The organism is Bradyrhizobium sp. 191 (assembly GCF_023100985.1).
Taxonomy (GTDB): domain Bacteria; phylum Pseudomonadota; class Alphaproteobacteria; order Rhizobiales; family Xanthobacteraceae; genus Bradyrhizobium; species Bradyrhizobium diversitatis.
In genome coordinates, this window is sequence record NZ_CP064692.1 from 6468633 (window position 1) to 6488157 (window position 19525).

Annotated in this window: 19 protein-coding genes; 5 read left to right on the forward strand and 14 right to left on the reverse strand. The window is 63.4% G+C overall.

Annotated features, from left to right (window positions below; genetic code table 11):
- Window positions 1-89: 89 nt before the first annotated feature.
- From IVB23_RS30280 to IVB23_RS30310, 7 genes are all read right to left on the reverse strand, one after another.
- Window positions 90-902, reverse strand: a complete 813-nt coding sequence (locus tag IVB23_RS30280; protein ID WP_061877070.1) for a Cof-type HAD-IIB family hydrolase — start codon at window positions 900-902, stop codon at window positions 90-92.
- The gene (locus IVB23_RS30285) at window positions 899-1441 is read right to left on the reverse strand and encodes a gluconokinase (protein ID WP_247801043.1); all 543 of its coding nucleotides are present in this window, start codon (window positions 1439-1441) and stop codon (window positions 899-901) included. The genes IVB23_RS30280 and IVB23_RS30285 overlap by 4 nt, the downstream gene beginning before the upstream one ends.
- Window positions 1428-2177, reverse strand: a complete 750-nt coding sequence (gene pgl, locus IVB23_RS30290) for a 6-phosphogluconolactonase (RefSeq protein WP_247801044.1) — start codon at window positions 2175-2177, stop codon at window positions 1428-1430. Before pgl ends, IVB23_RS30285 begins: the two co-directional genes overlap by 14 nt.
- Entirely contained in the window at window positions 2177-3688 is a 1512-nt protein-coding gene (gene zwf, locus IVB23_RS30295; RefSeq protein WP_061877067.1) for a glucose-6-phosphate dehydrogenase, read from the reverse strand. Before zwf ends, pgl begins: the two co-directional genes overlap by 1 nt.
- Window positions 3689-3725: 37 nt before the next feature.
- The gene (gene gnd, locus IVB23_RS30300; protein WP_197968913.1) at window positions 3726-4724 is read right to left on the reverse strand and encodes a phosphogluconate dehydrogenase (NAD(+)-dependent, decarboxylating); all 999 of its coding nucleotides are present in this window, start codon (window positions 4722-4724) and stop codon (window positions 3726-3728) included.
- 13 nt (window positions 4725-4737) lie between these two features.
- On the reverse strand, window positions 4738-7587 hold the full coding sequence (locus IVB23_RS30305; RefSeq protein WP_197968914.1) for a bifunctional transaldolase/phosoglucose isomerase: 2850 nt from the start codon (window positions 7585-7587) through the stop codon (window positions 4738-4740).
- Window positions 7588-7696: 109 nt separating this feature from the next.
- A complete protein-coding gene (locus IVB23_RS30310; protein WP_247801045.1) occupies window positions 7697-8230 on the reverse strand; it encodes a hypothetical protein in 534 nt (177 codons plus the stop codon).
- Between the two features lie 306 nt (window positions 8231-8536).
- On the opposite strand from IVB23_RS30310, the gene IVB23_RS30315 reads away from it, so the two are divergent.
- From IVB23_RS30315 to IVB23_RS30330, 4 genes are all read left to right on the forward strand, one after another.
- The gene (locus IVB23_RS30315) at window positions 8537-10480 is read left to right on the forward strand and encodes a PrkA family serine protein kinase (RefSeq protein ID WP_061877064.1); all 1944 of its coding nucleotides are present in this window, start codon (window positions 8537-8539) and stop codon (window positions 10478-10480) included.
- Between the two features lie 30 nt (window positions 10481-10510).
- A complete protein-coding gene (locus tag IVB23_RS30320; RefSeq protein WP_197488628.1) occupies window positions 10511-11788 on the forward strand; it encodes a YeaH/YhbH family protein in 1278 nt (425 codons plus the stop codon).
- Window positions 11785-13323 carry a SpoVR family protein gene (locus IVB23_RS30325; RefSeq protein ID WP_061877062.1) on the forward strand — a complete coding sequence of 513 codons (1539 nt, stop codon included), beginning with the start codon at window positions 11785-11787 and terminating at the stop codon, window positions 13321-13323. Before IVB23_RS30320 ends, IVB23_RS30325 begins: the two co-directional genes overlap by 4 nt.
- A 406-nt stretch (window positions 13324-13729) precedes the next feature.
- Window positions 13730-14101: an Arm DNA-binding domain-containing protein gene (locus IVB23_RS30330; protein WP_197968916.1), complete on the forward strand. Its 372-nt coding sequence runs from the start codon at window positions 13730-13732 to the stop codon at window positions 14099-14101.
- Window positions 14102-14521: 420 nt separating this feature from the next.
- On the opposite strand, the gene IVB23_RS30335 is transcribed toward IVB23_RS30330, so the two are convergent.
- Window positions 14522-15675 (reverse strand): IS3 family transposase gene (locus IVB23_RS30335; RefSeq protein WP_247800703.1). Its coding sequence is split into 2 segments (ribosomal slippage): window positions 14522-15426 and window positions 15426-15675, totalling 1155 coding nucleotides; the frame shifts between segments, so codons are not numbered across the junction.
- A gap of 35 nt (window positions 15676-15710) precedes the next feature.
- On the opposite strand from IVB23_RS30335, the gene IVB23_RS30340 reads away from it, so the two are divergent.
- Window positions 15711-16187 (forward strand): universal stress protein, encoded by a 477-nt coding sequence (locus tag IVB23_RS30340; protein WP_247801046.1) that lies wholly within the window; start codon window positions 15711-15713, stop codon window positions 16185-16187.
- Between the two features lie 377 nt (window positions 16188-16564).
- Here the strand turns inward: IVB23_RS30340 and IVB23_RS30345 are convergent, their stop codons facing one another.
- The 6 genes from IVB23_RS30345 to IVB23_RS30370 form a co-directional block, all read right to left on the reverse strand.
- On the reverse strand, window positions 16565-17002 hold the full coding sequence (locus tag IVB23_RS30345) for a DUF1801 domain-containing protein (protein ID WP_247801047.1): 438 nt from the start codon (window positions 17000-17002) through the stop codon (window positions 16565-16567).
- On the reverse strand, window positions 17002-17217 hold the full coding sequence (locus tag IVB23_RS30350; protein WP_247801048.1) for a hypothetical protein: 216 nt from the start codon (window positions 17215-17217) through the stop codon (window positions 17002-17004). The genes IVB23_RS30345 and IVB23_RS30350 overlap by 1 nt, the downstream gene beginning before the upstream one ends.
- Window positions 17218-17259: 42 nt before the next feature.
- A complete protein-coding gene (locus IVB23_RS30355; RefSeq protein ID WP_197968920.1) occupies window positions 17260-17691 on the reverse strand; it encodes an SRPBCC domain-containing protein in 432 nt (143 codons plus the stop codon).
- Window positions 17688-18011 carry a metalloregulator ArsR/SmtB family transcription factor gene (locus IVB23_RS30360; RefSeq protein WP_061879421.1) on the reverse strand — a complete coding sequence of 108 codons (324 nt, stop codon included), beginning with the start codon at window positions 18009-18011 and terminating at the stop codon, window positions 17688-17690. Before IVB23_RS30360 ends, IVB23_RS30355 begins: the two co-directional genes overlap by 4 nt.
- A 214-nt stretch (window positions 18012-18225) precedes the next feature.
- Window positions 18226-18675 (reverse strand): DsrE family protein, encoded by a 450-nt coding sequence (locus IVB23_RS30365; RefSeq protein ID WP_197968827.1) that lies wholly within the window; start codon window positions 18673-18675, stop codon window positions 18226-18228.
- A gap of 40 nt (window positions 18676-18715) precedes the next feature.
- Complete coding sequence (locus tag IVB23_RS30370) at window positions 18716-19354, reverse strand: hypothetical protein (protein WP_247801049.1); 639 nt, start codon at window positions 19352-19354, stop codon at window positions 18716-18718.
- Between the last annotated feature and the right edge of the window lie 171 nt (window positions 19355-19525).

A 19525-nucleotide genomic window follows, 5' to 3' on the forward strand; every position in this document is an offset into this window, starting at 1 on the left:
GAGAGCCCCCGAGAGGCGAGAACCCTCACCCGCCGCTACGCGGCGACCTCTCCCGCAAGCGGGAGAGGTTGAACGAGCGCGCCGCAAGCTCAGCCAACCCCATTCCACTTCAGGATCATCTCCATCGCCTCGGCAAAACCGTCCTGCTCGTTGCTCGCGGTGACGTGGGTGGCCTGGTCCTTGACGTTGTCGGCGGCGTTGCCCATGGCGATCGAGGTGCCGCTGACGCGGAACATTGCGAGGTCGTTCTGCATGTCGCCGATGGTGGCGACCGCGCCGGTCGCAATGCCCAGGCGCTTGGCCATCGCCTCGACGAAGGTGCCCTTGTCGAAGCCAGGCGGGGTGACGTCGAGATAGTAGGTCTGCGAGCGCACCGCGGTGGCTTCGCTGCCGAGCGCCTCCTGCATCGCCTTCTCGCAAGCCGCGAGCCCCGCGGCATCGGCACTGGCGCCGACGATCTTGCAGGCGCTCGAGAGATAGGGCGAGAAATCGGACACGATGGTGGGGTCGGCGCGGATCGTGTGCTGCTCGTGGGCGACGTAGCTGCCGCTGGGATTGTCGATCAGCCATTTGTCGGTGGTGAAGAGCCAGATGTCGGCGCCGAACTCGCGGAGGATCTGCAAGGACCGCTCGGCCGCGCGCGCGGGGATCAGGTGCTGCTCGACCGGCCTCATCTCGGGATCGACGATCGAGGAGCCGTTGAACGGGCCGACCGGCAGCCACAGCGCCAGCGGCTCGATCAGGAAGCGCATGCCGATCGCGGGGCGGCTGGAGGTGATGGTGAATCCGATGCCGGCCTGGTGCAGCCGCTGCACCGCGCCTCGCGCGCGTTCGGTCAGCGTCTTGTCCTTGGTCAGCAGCGTGCCGTCGACATCGGAGACCACGAGTGAGATTTGCGTCATGGCAGGACCTTGGGTATCGCGCCGCCCAGCTTCAATTGGCGCACCACGCCGTCCACGATCGCTTCGACGGATTCGTCGATCGAGACGGTCACGACGTGCTCGCTGGCCTCGGGCGGCTCCAGCGTGTTGAATTGGCTCGTCAGCAGCTCGGGCGGCATGAAGTGCCCCTTGCGATGGGCCAGCCGTTCGGCGATCAGCTCCTTCGTGCCCTTCAGGAAGACGAAGCGGACGTCGTCGCGACCGCGCAGCAGCACGTCGCGATAGGTGTGCTTCAGCGCCGAACAGGCGATGATGACGTGCTCGCCGCGTCCGCACACGCGCGCGATCTCGTCGGCGATGGCATTGAGCCAGGGCCAGCGGTCTTCGTCGGTGAGCGGATGGCCGGCCCGCATCTTCTCGACATTGCTGGCGGGATGGAAGCTGTCGCCGTCCTCGAAACGCCAGCCGAGCCGCTCGCCGAGCGCCTTCGCAACCGTGCTCTTGCCCGAACCCGACACGCCCATCACGATCAATGCACAAGGTGCTTCAGCGCGGCCCACGAATGTCCTCCGGAAGCGCGGCCCTATCGACCAGCCAGACGGTCTCGCCATTCGAGCGCGCGCGCAAGGCCGGCAGATTCTCGCCATTGAGCAGGCGCGTCAAGATCGGTTGCTTGTCGTGACCGGCAATCTCGAACAGCATCTCGCGGCAGGAGGCCAGAACGGGCAGGGTGAGCGAGACCCGCGGCACGAAGGGCGCGACATTGGCCTTGGCGACGCCGACGACCCAGCGTCGGGTCTCCTCGATCTCGGGATAACCCGGAAATAGCGAGGCGGTGTGGCCGTCGGGCCCGGCGCCCATCAGGACGAGATCGAACAGCGGGCGCTGCGGATCGAGCCGGTCTGCGCCATAGAAGGCCTGCAGCTCGCGCGCATAGGCTTCCGCGCCGGCATCCGGATTCTCGGCCGCGGTCGGAATCGGGTGGATATGGCCGGCGGGCGCATTGCGATCGAGAAACGCCGCGCGCGCGATCGCCATGTTGTTGAGCGGATCGCTCTCGGGTACGAAGCGCTCGTCGCCGATGAACCAGTGCACGCGGTCCCACGGAATCCGGCCGCGCCAGGCTTCGCTGCCGAGCAGCTGATAGAGCTTCTTCGGGCTGGAGCCGCCCGTGAGGCAGATCGCGATCCGTCCGGGATTGACCGCGAGCCGCGCCATCACCCGTTCGGCCGCGGCGCGGGCAAGAGCTTCGGCATCAGCTTCGACGATCAGCTTCGGCTGGTCGGCCGCGGCCATCACGAGTACTTCCGCCAGCTTCGCCCGTCGCGCCGCAGCAGCTCATCGGCGCAGGCGGGGCCGTCGCTGCCGGCTTCATAGGTTTCGATGCCGTTGGTGCCGGCGCTTGTCCAGGCGTCCAGGAACGGCTGCACCGCCTGCCACCCGGCCTCGACGCCGTCGGCGCGCTGGAACAGGATGTTGTCGCCGATCATGCAGTCGTAGATCAGCGTCTCGTAGCCGGTCGAGGGATCGGCGCGGAAATAGTCGCCGTAGCGGAATTTCATCTCGACGCCGTCGATGGTGACGCTCGGTCCGGGGATCTTGGCGTTGAACTGAAGCTCGATGGTCTCGGTCGGCGCGATGCCGATGGTGAGGAAGTTCTGCGACAGGCGGTCGACCGCCGTGCCTGAGAACATCGATAGCGGCGCCTGCTTGAACTTGATCGCGACTTCCGTGCGCTTGTGCGCCAGCGCCTTGCCCGTGCGCAGATAGAACGGCACGCCGGCCCAGCGCCAATTGTCGATCATCAGCTTGAGCGCGACATAGGTCTCGGTGGTGCTGCCGGGCTTGACGTCCGCGGTCTTGCGATAGTCCGGGATATTCTCGTCGCCGATGCGGCCTGAGAGATATTGCGCGCGCACCGAACTCTTCAGCGCTTCGTCCCGGCTCGGCCGCTGGATCGCCGTCAGCACCTCGGCCTTTTCGGAACGGACCGAATGGGCATCGAAGCGCGTCGGCGGCTCCATCGCGACCAGCGACATCAGCTGGAACAAATGGTTCGGCACCATGTCGCGCAGTGCACCGGTGGCATCATAGAAGCCGCCGCGATGGCCGACGCCGAGCTTCTCCTCGACCGTGATCTGGATGTGGTCGATGTGATTGCGATTCCAGATCGGCTCGAACATGCCGTTGGCGAAGCGCAGCACCAGGATGTTCTGAACCGTCTCCTTGCCGAGATAGTGATCGATCCGGTAGATCTGGTGTTCGTCCATGATCTTCAGGAGTTCGGCGTTGAGCGCGCGGGCCGAGGCGAGATCGGTGCCGAACGGCTTCTCGATCACCAGCCGCCGCCAGGCGCCGTTCTCCTTCATCAGTCCGGTGCGGCCGAGCTCCCGCGCGGTCGGCGCGAATGCGGCCGGCGGGGTCGCGAGGTAGAACAGGCGGTTGCCGCCGGTGCCTTGCGAGCACTCCAGAGAATCCAGATGCTCGCGCAAGCGGTCGAACGACGGCGGGTCGTTCGGATCGGCCTCGACGAAGGTGACGCATTGCAGCAGCTGCCTGGCGATGTCATCGTCGACAGGCCGCGTCGCAAATTCGCGCAGGCCCTTCATCAGGCTGTCGCGCAGCTCGTCATCCGACTGGCCCTTGCGGGCGACGCCGACGACGCAGAATTTTTCCGGCAACAGATTCTCGGCCGCCAGATTGTACAGCGATGGCATCACCAGCCGGTGGGTCAGGTCGCCGGTCACGCCAAAGATGACGAAGGCGCAATTTTCCGGCTTGCGCTTTGGCTGCGGGTCTTTTGTCACGAATGTTCGGCCTTCGCTTGTTACGTCCTGCTCGATCTCATTTGGGCTTCGCCGCGCCCGGCTGCTTCGGCTCCTTGTGGCCGCCGAACCCTGCACGCATCGCAGAGAGAATTTTTTCGGCGAAGGTGTGTTCCTTGCGGGAACGGAAACGTGTGTAGAGCGCCGCAGTCAAAACCTCGGCCGGCACGGCCTCGTCGATCGCGGCATTCACGGTCCAGCGACCTTCGCCGGAATCTTCGACGAAGCCGGAGTACTCCGACAGCTGGGGGCTGTCGGCGAGTGCGGTCGAGGTGAGGTCGAGCAGCCAGGACGGAATCACGCTGCCGCGCCGCCACACTTCGGCGATGTCGGCGAGATCGAAATCGTAGCGGTGATCCGCCGGCAAGGCCTCGATACTGGCATTCTTGAGAATGTCGAAGCCTTCGGCATAGGCCTGCATCAGGCCGTATTCGATGCCGTTGTGGATCATCTTGACGAAATGACCGGCGCCCACGGGGCCGGCATGGATGTAGCCCTGCTCGATGCGGGGATCGCGGCCCTCGCGTCCCTCGGTGCGCGGAATGTCGCCGGCGCCGGGCGCGAGCGCGGCGAAGATCGGATCGAGCCGGTCGACCACCTGCTTCTCGCCGCCGATCATCATGCAGTAACCGCGGTCGAGGCCCCAGACGCCGCCGGAGGTGCCGACGTCGACATAGTGGATGCCGCGCGCCTTCAATGCCTTGCCGCGGCGGACGTCGTCCTGCCAGAAGGTGTTGCCGCCGTCGATGATGACATCGCCCGCCTGCATCACGCCCGCGATCGTCTCGATCGTCGTCTCGGTGATGTGTCCCGCAGGCAGCATCACCCAGGCCGCGCGCGGCCGCTCGAGTTTCGCGACGAACTCTTCCAGAGTCGCCGAACCTGTCGCACCGTCGGCGGCAAGGCCGGCGACGGCCCTGGCGTCCTTGTCGTAGACTACGGTCGAATGTCCCTGTCGCATCAGGCGGCGAACGATGTTGCCGCCCATCCGGCCGAGGCCGATCATGCCGAGTTGCATGTGAGAGATTCCCTTAGTTCAGTGCGTCGTTGAGCGCCGCATTGAGCGCAGCGAGGCCTTTTTTGACTCCGCCCTTCAGGTGCACACGCAGCGCGCGCCGGCCGCGTTCGGTGAGCACGTCGAAATCGCCGCGTGCCTGCGCAGCCTTGATGACGCCAAAGCTGGCCTTCTGCCCCGGTACCGGCAGATCCCTGGCATCGTCCGCCGTGATCTGGAGGAACACGCCGCTGTCGGGCCCGCCCTTGTAGGCCTGTCCCGTCGAGTGCAGGAAGCGCGGGCCGAACTCTGCGCAAGTCGCAACATGCCGCTTCTCGCGTACCTCTAACCTCATGGCCTGGAGCGCGTCGATCGTCGCCTTGTCTCGCGCGATGTAGCCGAGCAGGGCGACATAGTCGCCATGGTTCGAGCGGGAGAGATGCGCCTTCAGCCAGGAGGTGAGATCGCCATTGGCGCCGGCGGCGCGCAGTGCGGTGGCGTTGGCTTCGTCGGTGTAGAGATCGGCCTCGTCGGTGCTGACCACCGGCTGCTCTTCCGGCAGCGCGCCGGTCTTCTCGAACGCGGCGGTGAGCTCGCGGGTCTTGATCTTGGCCGCTTCCACGTCGGGCTGGTCGAACGGATTGATGCCGAGGATCGCGCCGGCGACTGCCGTCGCCATCTCGAAGCGGAAGAACTCCTGGCCGAGATGCTCGATCGACTTCATGACGATGCGCACGACGGGATGGCCCGCCGCCTCGATCGCCGCGAGCTTCGAATCGTGGGCAGCGTCCGCTTCGCCGTCGACACGGATGTCGATGAAGAACCGGTCGTTGCCATAGACGCTGGGATCGCCGAGCGGCTCACCCTCGATCGGGATCAGGCCCTTGCCTTCCTTGCCGGTGGACTCCGCGATGAGCTGCTCGGCCCAGGCGCCGAAATCGGCGATCTTCTTCGACGCCAGGATCGTCACCTTGTCGCGGCCCTCGAGGCCTGCGAGGCCCATGGCGAGGCCAAGCTGCACGCCCGGGTTCTCAGCTGGCGGCACGTCCGGCCCGCAGGAGCGGGCCATCGCCAGCGCATGCTTGATGAAGGTCTTGACGTCAACGCCCGCGGTCGCCGCCGGCACGAGGCCGAAGGGCGATAGCACCGAATAGCGGCCGCCGATCGAGGGCTCGCCATGGAAGATGCGGGCATAGCTCAGCTTCTTCGCCGCCTTCTCCAGCGACGAGCCGGGATCGGTGACCGCGATGAAGCGATGGCCGGTCTTCACGTTCGGCCCGACGGCCTCGGCAACCCGCTCATGGAAATAGTCCTTCATCGCGTTCGGCTCTGTGGTGCCGCCGGACTTGCTGGAGACGATGAACACGGTGTTGGCGATGTCGATCTTCGCCTCCATCGCCCGCACCTGCGCCGGATCGGTGGAATCCAGCACGTGCAGCTTCGGGAAGCCGGGCTTCTTGCCAAAGGTCTCGGCCAGCACCTCGGGCCCCAGGCTCGATCCGCCCATGCCGAGCACGACGGCATCGGAGAATTTCTGGCCCTTCACGCGGCCCGCATAGTCCTCGTAATCGGCAATGTCGGCCTTGGCCGCGCTGTCGAGCCAGCCCAGCCATTTGTCCTCGTCCGCACCGGTCCAGACCGACTTGTCGCGCCGCCACAGCCTGCGGATCTTGGCGGACGCCCGCCAGTCCTCGGTGCTCTCAGTCACGGCCTTGCCGAGACCGTCGCCGAGCGAGAGAAGCTGGCGGTCGAGTGCGGGCCCGAGCACGACCGCGCGCTTGTGCGCGACGGCGCCGTAGAGCTTGTCGGCGGCATCGGCGAACAGCTTGACGCCGTCCTTGACCAGCTCCTCGGTGATCGCCTCGAGCGAGATGCCGGAGCGCTCCAGTTCCTCCAGCACGCGCCTTGCGTCCTCGACGTTCTCCTCCAGGCTGTCGCGCGGCTTGCCATGGTCGCGGAACGCATCCAGCGTCGCCGGCGGCACGGTGTTGATGGTGTTGGGACCGATCAGCTCCTCGACATAGAGGACGTCGCTGTAATCCTTGTTCTTGGTCCCGGTGGAGGCCCACAGCATGCGCTGCGGCTTGGCGCCCCTGGCGGCGAGCTTCTCCCAGCGGGGACCCGAGAACAGGCGCTTGTAGTCCTGATAGGCGAGCTTGGCATTGGCGATCGCGACCTTGCCCTTGAGCGCGGCGAGCCGTTCCTTCTCGGATGGATCGTTGGCGCGCGCGATCTTCTCGTCGAGCTGCTTGTCGACCACCGAGTCGATGCGGCTGACGAAGAAGCTCGCCACGCTCGCAACATGCGAGGGGTCACCGCCGCCTGCGACGTATTTTTCGAGCCCAGCGATGTAGGCTTCGGCCACTTCGAGGTACACCGCCTTGGAGAACAGCAGCGTGATGTTGATGCTGATGCCGTCGCCGATCAGCTGCTCGATCGCCGGCAGGCCCTCCGGCGTTGCCGGCACCTTCACCATCAGGTTCTTGCGACCGACGTCCTTCCAGAGCCGCCGCGCCTCGGCGACCGTGCCTGATGTGTCCATCGCGAGATAGGGCGAGACTTCCAGGCTGACATAGCCGTCGCCGCCCTTGAGGCGGTCATAGACCGGGCGGAGCACATCGGCGGCGTTCTGGATATCCTCGACCGCGACGGCCTCGAACAGGTCGGCCACATTCCGGTCGCCGCGCTTCAGCGCCTTGCCGATCGGGGCATCGTATTCGTCCGAGCTGCCGATCGCCTTCTCGAAGATCGACGGGTTGGAGGTGACGCCCTTGACGCCGTCGGTGTCGATCAGCCGCTTCAGGTCACCCTTGGCGATGAAGCCACGGGCCAGGAAGTCGAGCCAGACCGCTTGTCCGTGCTTTTCCAGTTCTTTGACGGGATTCATGATGTTTATTTTCTCCAAGCCTGCGGACGAGGGGGTTTCCGCGCCGGTCCTGACGCGCTATCCTCTAGCTTACATGCTCCCGGGAGGGAACCAATCAAGGGTACGTGCGTCATACCCTCCGGTGTAACTCCGTCGCGATCATGGCGATCCAGCGGGTGTTGTGATGTGGTGTGGCCGCGAGGGGCCATGCTGGGAAACACATGTTCGCCCGCCGCGAAGATTTGGCGCTGGCCGTTGCCAATAGCCAGCGGTAGGTTGCGTCTGCGGTCTCGCCGACGGATTGCGTGATCTCCAAATTCCAGTCGATGCGGCTGCTGGTCGCGGCGGGCCTTGCATGATCTTGCTCAGTGCGAGCCTTGCCATCGACTGCTGGGATGGTCTTGGCGACGACGAGATGACGATGACTATGTCGGCGTCGCGCCGACATTTCGGTTGAAGAATGCCGCAGCCGCAGGATGATCGCCAGAATGATCGTATCGTCATCCGGTCGGAGGGCCAGGCGACCGATTTTGATACACTGCTGCGCGCTTGCCGCGACTGTCACGCGGCCAGCAGCCCGCGCACTGCATTGCAGCAGGAAAGATGAACGCGGTCCCCAAGGCTTCGGGGTGCAGGGCTCGGCGTACAAGGCTTCGCCGTACAAGTGTCATAAGATCGCCGCGCCCGGATCGCTATGCTGCATTGCCGGATGGACGTATCCCCGGGAATGCCCGGATGTTGCGACCGAGTGACATTTTCTGGAAATGAGCCAATATAGACAAAGATTCGCACAAATTACAGGCATGTGCCTGTTCGTAACTCAGAGAGTGCCTACGTTGTGCGTTGCGTCGAGTTGGCACCCGGGTGTCCAATGATCGTCATGTGCTCACGCTGATTCGAAACGGCCTGAGGAACGGTCCGGTAACTGCTTTCGTTTCAGCTTGTAGCGGAACTCACGCGGAGAGGGATCATGTACAACGATTCTTTGTTCAACGCTTTCGCTCGGTCGTTCGAGGCGAGAAGCCAGCACGACATGTCGATGGCGGAATATCTGGAATCGTGTCGAAGCGATCCCATGAAATACGCGAACGCGGCCGAACGACTGCTAGCGGCGATCGGTGAGCCCCAGACGATTGACACGGCCAAGGACCCACGCCTTGGCCGTATTTTTTTGAACCGCACGATCCGCACCTATCCGGCCTTCGCCGGCTTCTACGGCATGGAAGAAACCATCGAGCGTATCGTCGGTTTCTTCCGTCACGCGGCGCAAGGTCTCGAAGAGCGCAAGCAGATCCTCTACCTGCTCGGCCCGGTCGGTGGCGGCAAGTCCTCGCTCGCCGAGCGGCTGAAGTCACTGATGGAAGTGCATCCGATCTACGTGCTCAAGGCCGGCGACGAACTCTCGCCCGTGTTCGAAAGCCCGCTCAGCCTGTTCGATCCCGATCAGCTCGGCCCGATGCTGGAAGAGAAGTACGGCATTCCGCGCCGTCGTCTCACCGGCCTGATGAGCCCGTGGTGCTACAAGCGGCTGGAGGCCTTCGGCGGCGACATTTCCCAGTTCCGGGTCGCAAAGATCCAGCCGTCGCGGCTGCGCCAGATCGCGATCGCCAAGACCGAGCCCGGTGACGAGAACAACCAGGACATCTCCTCGCTGGTCGGCAAGGTCGACATCCGCAAGCTCGAGACCTACGCCCAGAACGATCCCGACGCCTACAGCTATTCCGGCGGCCTCAACCGCGCCAACCAGGGCGTGCTCGAGTTCGTCGAGATGTTCAAGGCGCCGATCAAGATGCTACACCCGTTGCTGACCGCAACGCAGGAAGGCAACTACATCGGCACCGAGAATATCGGTGCGATCCCCTTCACCGGCATCATCCTGGCGCACTCGAACGAGGCCGAGTGGGCGAGCTTCAAGGCCAACAAGAACAACGAGGCCTTCATCGACCGCATCTGCGTGATCAAGGTGCCCTACTGCCTCAGGGTCACCGAGGAGCAGAAGATCTACGAGAAGCTGATCCAGGGCTCCGAGCTGGCGTCGGCTCCTTGTGCGCCGTCGACGCTGGAGACGCTGGCTCGGTTCTCGGTGATGTCGCGCCTGCGCAAGCACGAGAATTCCACCCTGTTCGCCAAGATGCGGGTCTACGACGGCGAGAGCCTGAAGGAATCCGACCCGAAGGCGCGCAGCGTCCAGGAATACCGCGACGCCGCCGGCGTCGACGAGGGCATGGACGGCGTCTCGACCCGCTTTGCCTTCAAGATCCTGGCTGCGACCTTCAACCACGATCCGCAGGAGGTCGCCGCCGACGCCGTGCATCTGATGTACGCGCTGGAGCAGGCGATCCGCCGCGAGCAGCTGCCGGAGGAGGCCGAGAAGCGCTATCTCGAATTCATCAAGGCGGAGCTGGCGCCGCGCTATGCCGAGTTCATCGGTAACGAGATCCAGAAGGCCTATCTCGAATCCTACTCGGATTATGGCCAGAACCTGTTCGATCGCTACGTCGACTATGCCGACGCCTGGATCGAGGACCAGGACTTCAAGGATCCCGACACCGGCCAGCTGCTTGATCGCGAGCTTTTGAACCAGGAGCTGACGAAAATCGAGAAGCCGGCGGGGATCGCCAACCCCAAGGACTTCCGCAACGAGGTCGTCAAATTCTCGTTACGGTCGCGGGCCCAGAACGGCGGCAAGAATCCGACCTGGACCTCCTACGAGAAGATTCGCGATGTGATCGAAAAGCGGATATTCTCCCAGGTCGAGGACCTGCTTCCGGTCATCTCCTTCGGGTCGAAGAAGGACGGCGAGACGGAGAAGAAGCACGGCGAATTCGTGGCACGCATGGTGGAGCGCGGCTACACCGAGCGTCAGGTTCGCCGGCTCGTCGAATGGTACATGCGCGTGAAGCAGGCCGGTTGAGGCGCCTGGGAGGCGAATGGAAAAGTGCCCATCCACATTATTGACAGGCGCCTGAATCCAGGCGGCAAGAGTCTTGAGAACCGTCAGCGGTTCTTGCGTCGGGCCAAGTCCCTGGTGCAGGGCGCCGTCAAGAAGACCTCGCAGGAACGCGACATCAAGGACGTCCTGGAGGGTGGTGAGGTCACGATTCCGCTCGACGGCATGCACGAGCCGCGCTTCCGCCGTGAAGGCGGAACGCGGGACATGGTCCTGCCCGGCAACAAGAAGTTCGTCGAAGGCGACTATCTGCAGCGCTCCGGCCAGGGCAGTGCCAAGGATTCCGGTCCCGGCGAAGGCGACAGCGAGGACGCCTTCCGCTTCGTGCTCAGCCGGGACGAGTTCGTCGATCTCTTCCTCGACGACCTCGAGCTTCCGGATCTCGCCAAGCGCAAGATCGCGCAGACCGAGAGCGAGGGCATCCAGCGCGCCGGCTACACCATGTCGGGCTCGCCCGCCAACATCTCGGTAAGCCGGACGGTGAAGCTCGCGCTTGCGCGCCGCATCGCGCTCAAGCGTCCCCGCAAGGACGAGATCGAGGAGCTGGAAGCCGCCATCGCCGCATGCACGGACGAGGACGAGCGCACGGAGCTGCTCGCTGAACTCGAGAGGCTGAAGGCGAAGTCCAAGCGCATTCCCTTCATCGATCCGCTCGATATCCGCTACCGGCGCTTCGAGACGGTGCCGAAACCGGTCGCGCAGGCCGTGATGTTCTGCCTGATGGACGTCTCCGGCTCGATGTCCGAGCACATGAAGGATCTGGCCAAGCGCTTCTACATGCTGCTCTACGTGTTCCTGAAGCGCCGCTACAAGCATGTCGAGATCGTCTTCATCCGCCACACCGACCGCGCCGAGGAGGTGGACGAGCAGACCTTCTTCTACGGCCCGGCCTCGGGCGGCACGCTGGTCTCCAGCGCGCTGCAGGCGATGCACGAGATCGTGCGCGAGCGCTTCAACCCGTCGGACTGGAACATCTACGCCGCGCAGGCTTCCGACGGCGACAATTCCTATTCCGACGGCGAGCTCACGGGGCTCCTGCTGACCGACAAGATCCTGCCGGTCTGCCAGTTCTTCGCCTATCTCGAGGTCGGGGAAGCAGGCGGCAGCGCCTTCGATCTCTCCGACTCCTCGCTGTGGACGCTCTACGAGCGCCTGCGCAACAGCGGCGCACCGCTCTCGATGCGCAAGGTCTCGGAGCGAAGCGAGATCTTTCCGGTGTTCCACGACTTGTTCCAGCGCCGCGAAACTGCCCAGGAGAAGACCGCTCCATGACGGAACGATTGTTCGAAGGCGCCGATTGGGATTTCCACACCTTGCAGCGCATCACCGATGCCTGCGAGGAGGTGGCGTTGAAGGATCTCGGGCTCGACGTCTATCCGAACCAGATCGAGGTCATCACGGCCGAGCAGATGCTGGACGCCTATTCCTCGGTCGGCATGCCCTTGTTCTACAAGCACTGGTCGTTCGGCAAGCACTTTGCTTTCCATGAGGCGTCCTATCGCAAGGGCCTGATGGGGCTCGCCTATGAGATCGTGATCAACTCCTCGCCCTGCATCTCCTATCTGATGGAGGAGAACACGGCGACGATGCAGACGCTGGTGATCGCGCACGCGGCCTTCGGCCACAACCATTTCTTCAAGAACAATTATCTGTTCAAGCAGTGGACCGATGCCGACGGCATCCTGGATTATCTCGACTTCGCCAAGAACTACGTCATGCAGTGCGAGGACCGCTACGGCCGCATCGAGGTCGAGCGCACGCTCGATGCCGCGCATGCGCTGATGTCGCACGGCATCGACCGTTATCCCGGCAAGAAGAAGCTCGATCTGCGCGCCGAGGAGAAGCGGGCAGGGCGCCGCCGCCAGCATGAGGAGGAGGTCTTCAACGATCTCTGGCGCACCGTACCCAAGGGCGTCGCCAAGAGCCGGTCCACGCTCAGCATCGAGCGCCGCCGCAAGCTGCTCGGCCTGCCGCAGGAGAACCTGCTCTATTTCCTGGAGAAGAGCGCGCCGCGGCTGGCGCCCTGGCAGCGCGAGCTCTTGCGCATCGTCCGCCACATCGCGCAATATTTCTATCCGCAGAGCCAGACCAAGGTGATGAACGAGGGGACGGCGACCTACGTCCACTATCGCATCATGACCAAGCTGCATGAGCAGGGCCGCATCACCGACGGCAACTTCCTCGAATTCCTGGGATCGCACACCAACGTGGTGTTCCAGCCCGAGTTCGACGACCCGCGATTCTCGGGCTTCAACCCCTATGCGCTCGGTTTTGCCGTGATGCAGGACATCGAGCGCATCGTCACCAGGCCGGAAGACGAGGACCGCGAGTGGTTCCCCGACATCGCCGGCAAGAACGACGTCATGGGCGTGCTGCGCGACGTCTGGGCCAATTACCGCGACGAGAGCTTCATCGGCCAGTTCCTGAGTCCCAAATTGATGCGGCACTTCCGCATGTTCCATCTGCACGACGATCCCGAGGAGCGCGCCGGCATCCGCGTCGATGCCATCCATGACGAGCGCGGTTTCCGCCGCGTCCGCCGCGAGCTGGCGCGGCAGCACGATGTCGGCTTCATCGACGCCAACATCGAGGTGGTCGACGTCGACCTCGCCGGCGACCGCCGGCTGATCCTGCATCACCACGTCATCAAGGGCTCCCAGCTCAACGAGACCGACGCCAAGCGCGTGCTCCAGCACCTCGCCGATCTCTGGACCTACGACGTCGCGCTGATCGAGGTCGATGCCAACGACAAGGTCCTGCGCGAATACGTCGTGAGCCCGCGTCCGATTCCCGCGGCGGTGGCGTGAGGCGGCCGATTGGGCGAAGCAATACCGCGAGATGTGCGTTGATGTGCCCTCGCCCCCTGTGGGAGAGGGCAGCGCCGCCGGCAGACGCAAGCTCACTGGGGTGAGGGGTCTCTCTCCACACTTTCCCGTGTCGAGGGAGCCCCCTCATCCGGCGCGCTCAGGAGCGCAATTGCGCTCCAAAGCGCGCCACCTTCTCCCACAAGGGGAAAAGGTTAGCTATCAGCGGCTATTCGCGGCCATCCTTTGTTATTCGGAAGACCTCGTAACCCATTGAACGACGAACCTTTCTCGATACGTTCCCGTCAACGGTTATCCGCCGCCGTAAGCCGCTAGCCGGGGGCCTTTACAGTACCGATTACAGTATCGGCGCCCCGGCAGGCAACCGAAAGCCAAACCGGCAAGTATCATGAAAGCCATCACCACCGACGTACAGGTTCGCAATCTCAAGGCCGCCGCCGAGGACTATCGCCGCACGGTCGGGGGCAATCTCTATCTGCTGATCAAGACCAATGGATCGAAGCTCTGGCGCTACGACTACAAGGTCGGCACACGGAAAACGCTCGCGATCGGCGCTTACCCGGAAGTCTCGCTCTCCGATGCGATGACCGCGCGCGACAACGCGCCCGTCTCGTCAAGCGCGGCATTGATCCGAAGGACCATCGCGATCAGGAGCGCCGCCTCTCCTCTACTGCAAGGTCCTTCGAGTTCGGCTTCACGGGTCAGGATGTCCAACATGAATGAAGTGCACCAGTTCCGCACGCTCGTCGAACTCAATTGACCCAAGCACGGTCATCACGGCTTGAACGCCATTGTCCGCCTCGGTCACCGTGGTGATGTCTCTGGACGTACCCTGATCCCATGCAATTCCGGGCCTGCGAAAGCAGACGCTGACGGTAAACTGCGGCATTCTCATTTCCCCCGCCTTCAACTCTTAGGCGCGAGTTTGATCGGACATTCGCGTTTTCAAGCTGGGCCTGAACCAATCCGCTATACTACAACCTTCGGTTTGGTCTTACTTTTGCAGCTTTGGCGCCCGCCCAAGGCGGTCAATGTGGGCTTTCATAAAAGTGCACTGAGATCGCGAGGAGTGTCCGGGAGTGGACGGCCACCACACAACGGATAAAGTTGGTGCGATGATGAGCTCAACCCAAAAGGGATCCACAATGTATGAGCTGCTGCCGGTTTGATGGACACCGGGTTAAGCTAATCCTACCTTGCGCTCGAACTCAACCGGGCTGAGATAGCCGATGGTCGAGTGCCTGCGGGTGGTGTTGTAGAATCTTTCGATGTAGTCGAACACATCGGCTCGTGCCTCGTCTCTGGTCCTGTAGGTTTTGCTTTCCGTACGCTCGGTCTTGAGCGAGGAGAAGAAGCTTTCCATCGCCGCGTTGTCCCAGACGTTGCCGGATCGGCTCATGCTGCAAACGATGCCGTGGTCGGCCATCAGGCGCTGGAACTGCTCGCTTGTGTACTGGCTGCCCTGGTCGGAGTGATGCAACAGCGCATCCGGCTTGCCGCGTCGCCAGACGGCCATCAACAATGCGTCCGTCACGAGCTGTGCGGTCATGGCGGCACTCATCGACCAGCCCACCACCCGGCGCGAGAACAGGTCGATCACCGCCGCCACATAGAGCCAGCCTTCGGCCGTCCAGAGATAGGTGAAGTCGGCGATCCATTTCTGGTTCGGACGCTCGGCGGCGAACTGCCGGTCAAGGAGGTTCGCCGGTACGGTCTCAAGCTGTCGATCGCCGCTGTCCTTCGGCAAGCGTCGACGTCGCGGCCGCGCCCGCAAGCCTTGCAGCCGCATCAGCCGCTCAATCCGGTGCAGGCCACAATCCGCCCCTTCGGCGAGCAGGTCGCGCCACACCCGGCGTGCGCCATAGGTGCGGTCGCTGGCGGCGAAGCTGGCCTTGACCTTGCCGCCGAGCTCCTCGTCGCTGCGGGATCTGGCGCTGGGAGAGCGGTTGAGCCAGGCATGGAAGCCCGACCGCGATACTCCGAGCGCATCGCATAGCCATGCCACCGGCCAGATCGTCCGGTGCTTCGCGATGAAGACGAACTTCATGTCGCTTCCTTCGCGAAGAAGGCTGCGGCCTTTTTTAGGATGTCGCGCTCGGCCTTCAGCTTGGCGACCTCACGGCGCAGCCGCTCGATCTCCTGCTGCTCCGGCTTCATCTGGCCGTGACCGGGAAAGGCCTGCACCGGATCGGAGCCGAACTCTTTCACCCATTTGCGCAGAACGTTCTCATGGACATCCAGGTCGCGCCCGGCCTGCGCCACCGACACCCCACGCTCCCTAACCAGCTTGACCGCCTCGATCTTGAACTCGCGACTGAACTTCCGTCTCTTCATCGCCCACCTCCGGCTTCATGAAACACCTAATCTCGGTGTCCATCAAACCAGCAGCAGCTCAGTACACCAATATTCTGTTGAGCACGGACGGCTCGGATGTCGCGGCCAAAGGCGTGAAGCACGGCATTCTCCTGGCGAAGGCCCTCGACGCCAAAGTCACGATCATCACCGTCACTGAAGAGATGTACATCGACTATGGGAGCGGGCACGCGGGAGCGATCATCCCCTCGCAGGACGAGATGGATCGATTTGTCGCCGCCAACGAGGAGCAGGCCAGGAAGGTCCTCGACGGAGCTCGCGCAATGGCAACGCAATTCGCAGTACCTGCAGAGCTCTTGCATATTCCAGATTCGCACCCGGCCACCGCGATCATCAAAACCGCAGAATCTCGCGGTTGCGATTTGATCGTCATGTCCTCTCACGGTCGCCGCGGCCTCCGAAAGCTGTTCTTGGGCAGCCAGACATCTGAGGTCTTGGCCAATGGAAGTGTGCCAGTGCTAGTCGTGCCGTAGCCTGAGAGGAGCGGACGGCGAGTGAACGTCGGCTTCTGGGCCCGACACGGAACTCCGGCGATGTCCGCCTTCGTACCGCTGTTGATGGCATAGCGGACTTCTAACGCGCCTGATCTGCTACGACGGCGCCGCCAGCATTCGCCGCCCGATGATAATTGAGCCGCATGGCCGCCCCTCCGATCCGGGCCCTATCAAAGGGCCCGGGCCCCGATACGGGGCCTTTTTTATGGGGATAGGTGGGTCCGGGGAAATACAGTATCGGTTTACAGTATCGCCCGGAGGCCGAAAGCGGGAAGAACCTTTCTTCTCAATGCCTTCGGCCAATTCATCCTTTTCCCACAAGGGGAGAAGGAAGGCGTTCGTGGCTACACGAAGTTCTAAGTCGATCGTTTCGCCGGCTTCTTCTTCGCCTTTGACGCATTCAGCCCCACCGCGGCGCGGATCAGCGCCTTCAACGCCTTCTCGTTGATGGTCTCGCCTTCGCGAATATCGATCGCGCGCCGCACGTTGCCGTCGAGGCCGGAATTGAACAGCCCGGCCGGATCCTCCAGCGCCGCGCCCTTGGCAAAGGTCAGCTTCACCACGTCCTTGTAGGTTTCGCCGGTGCAGATGATGCCGTCGTGCTCCCACACGGGAACGCCGCGCCACTTCCACTCTTCGACCACATCGGGGTCGGCCTCGCTGATCAGGCCGCGGATTCGTCTCAGCATCGCGCCGCGCCAGTCGTCGAGCTCCTTGATCCGGCCGTCGATCATCTTGGAAGGCGAAGCCGCATTCGCGTCCTTCGCGCCAGTCTTCTTCGCCGCCTTCATCATCACGCCTCGTTCACGCGGGTGCCGCGACGGACATAGGGCAGCGCGAACAGATAGAGCCCGGTCGCGAGCAGCGGGATCAGCGGCACGAGCGCGAGGAAGCCGATCCACACGGCCTGGACCTGCATGATCATCGCCACGATGTTGGCGATGACCGCAAGCGTGAAGGCAATCGACAGCCAGCGATGAATCTGCCGAATCCACATATGCGTGCTCATTGAGTCCTCCCTCGAAACTTATGAAAGCTGGCGGCGGCGGAGCTAGCCTGCCCGCGCCAGCACGTCGTCCAGCCTGGCCAGAAACTGCTTCCAGCCGGCATGCGCGCCGCCAAAAGCCTGCTTCTGCGTCGGGCTGAAGCCCGCCTGCTCGACGCGCAGATGCGTGCCGGTGTTCGTCGGCGTCAGCGTGAAGGTCACAACGCTCTTGAGGTCGAACGCGGCGTCCTCGTGAGAGAAATTCCAGGTGTAGGCGAGCGTCTTCTGCGGCTCGATGGTGAGCACCTCGCAGTCCAGCACGCCGCCCCATTCGCCGCGCAGGTTGAAGCGATGACCGACGGTCGGCTTGAAGTCGTTCTTCATCAGCCATTCCTCGATCAGATGCGGCTGCGTCAGCGCGCGCCAGATCCGTTCAGCCGGATGGGCAAATTCGCGCTCGATGACGACTGAACGCTTTTCGGTCGCGGCTTCGGTCATTGGTCCATCCTCTTCAGGAGATCGTCGAGCGCGTCGAGCCGGTTCTGCCAGAAGGAAGCCATCTGGCCGGTCCAGTCGATCAGCGGATTGAGTGCACCGGGCCGCGCGCTGTAATGGGTCTGGCGTCCCTCGTGGCGGTCGCGCACCAGGCCGGCCTGCTTCAAGGCGCCGAGATGTTTCGACACCGCCGGCTGTGACACGCCGGATCGCGCCGTCAGGGCCCCGACCGTCTGCTCCCCCTCGCGGCACAGCCGCTCGAAGATCGCCCGCCGGGTCGGATCGGCGAGCGTCCGGAACAGGAGATCGTGGGCGGCAGACATGCGGGATCCATAACCAGGAAGTTATGGATAACTCATAACCACAGGGTTATGGATAGGTCAAGCGGGATATGAGGCTGGGCGTTCGCGCGCGGCTCTCTCATTCGTCATTGCGAGGAGCTCTTGCGACGAAGCAATCCAGTCTGCCTCCGCAGAGGGACTGGATTGCTTCGCTGCGCTCGCAATGACGGAGAATGAGGCCACGTCTCTTCAGCCCTTACGGCCGCAGATACAAATATCCCTGCGACTGCAATTCGGCCAACCGGACCACGCCGCCGTTCTCCGCGCTGACGAAGCCAGGCAGCAGCTCCTTCAGCGTCACGTTCTGCGCCTTCATGGTGTTGCCGCAGGCGGCGAGCTCGACGCCGTCCCTGGAGAACGCGCCGACGCGCTTGCTGACATCGGGATTGGCCTGCGCTGCGTGAAACGCCTTCAGCGCCGGCCCGTGGATCACCAGCGCGAGGGTCACGTGCTCGGGACCACCGACGCCGTCGATGTGGTTCTGGATGTTGCCGAGCACGAAATTGACCTTCTCGGCATCGTTGAGATGATAGACGACCTTCAGCTTGTTGCTCGCAGCGGCTTCCGTCGCAGCTTTCGCGCTGGAGGCACCGAGCGCCGCACCCAGGGCCGAGACGGCGCTCCACAAGATGTTCCGTCGGTTCATGGCGATCTCCTTCGGCTCGACCGAGTTCGCGCGAGAGTTATCACTTGTGGCGTAGTGCGGCGAGCTCCTTGCGATCGGTCACGAGCGAGGCGCACTCGCTGTTGTCGGTGCGGTCGAGACGGAAAATCTTGTCGTCGGCGCCGGCGACCAGCGATTGCTCGGCGTCGTCGTCCGGCTTGTTGTTCTGCCAGACCCTGATCCGCTCGAGGCGGACGATCGCGGATTTGTTGTCCTTGGACAGCGCCACTTCGATCCCGCCGCCTTCGCAGTCCACGCCGCAGCCCAGGCGGACCTCGTCGCCCTGACTGAGAAGCACCGCGTGGCTGCCGCACGAGCCGCTGGAGTCGAAATCGCCGGATCGATGGCGATAGCGAAAACCCAGACGGAAGGAATTGTGCAGCTGCTTGTCCTCCTTGTCGGTTTCCGCCGAGATCAGCAGCTTCATGGAAGCCACCTTCTGCTTGGGATGCCGCGCCAGATGCTCGGCATCGTAGCGACGGACGAAGCAGGCATAGGACTTATCGCCGGGCGTCCCCGCATGGAGCCGCGCATTGAAGGCGTCGGCTTCGGCCTTTGTGGTCTCCCGGACCTTGTCGGCCTCATCGGCGTGGGCGACGCCGGTCAGGGCAGCGAAAGCCAGGGCAGCAAAAGTCAGGGCAGCAATGGGGAAGAGCTTCATGTGACGACCTTACCGCAGCACAACAGAACTGCTGTCCCTTAGACGCCCGGTAGATGCTTCGCGTTCAACGTTCGCACGTCGCGCGTGTGTGCCCCGTGCAGGGGACACGGGCCCTGTAGGCTTCGGTCGGGCTTTAGTCATTGCTGCGATCAAGAAGGTTCAATGCGTGCA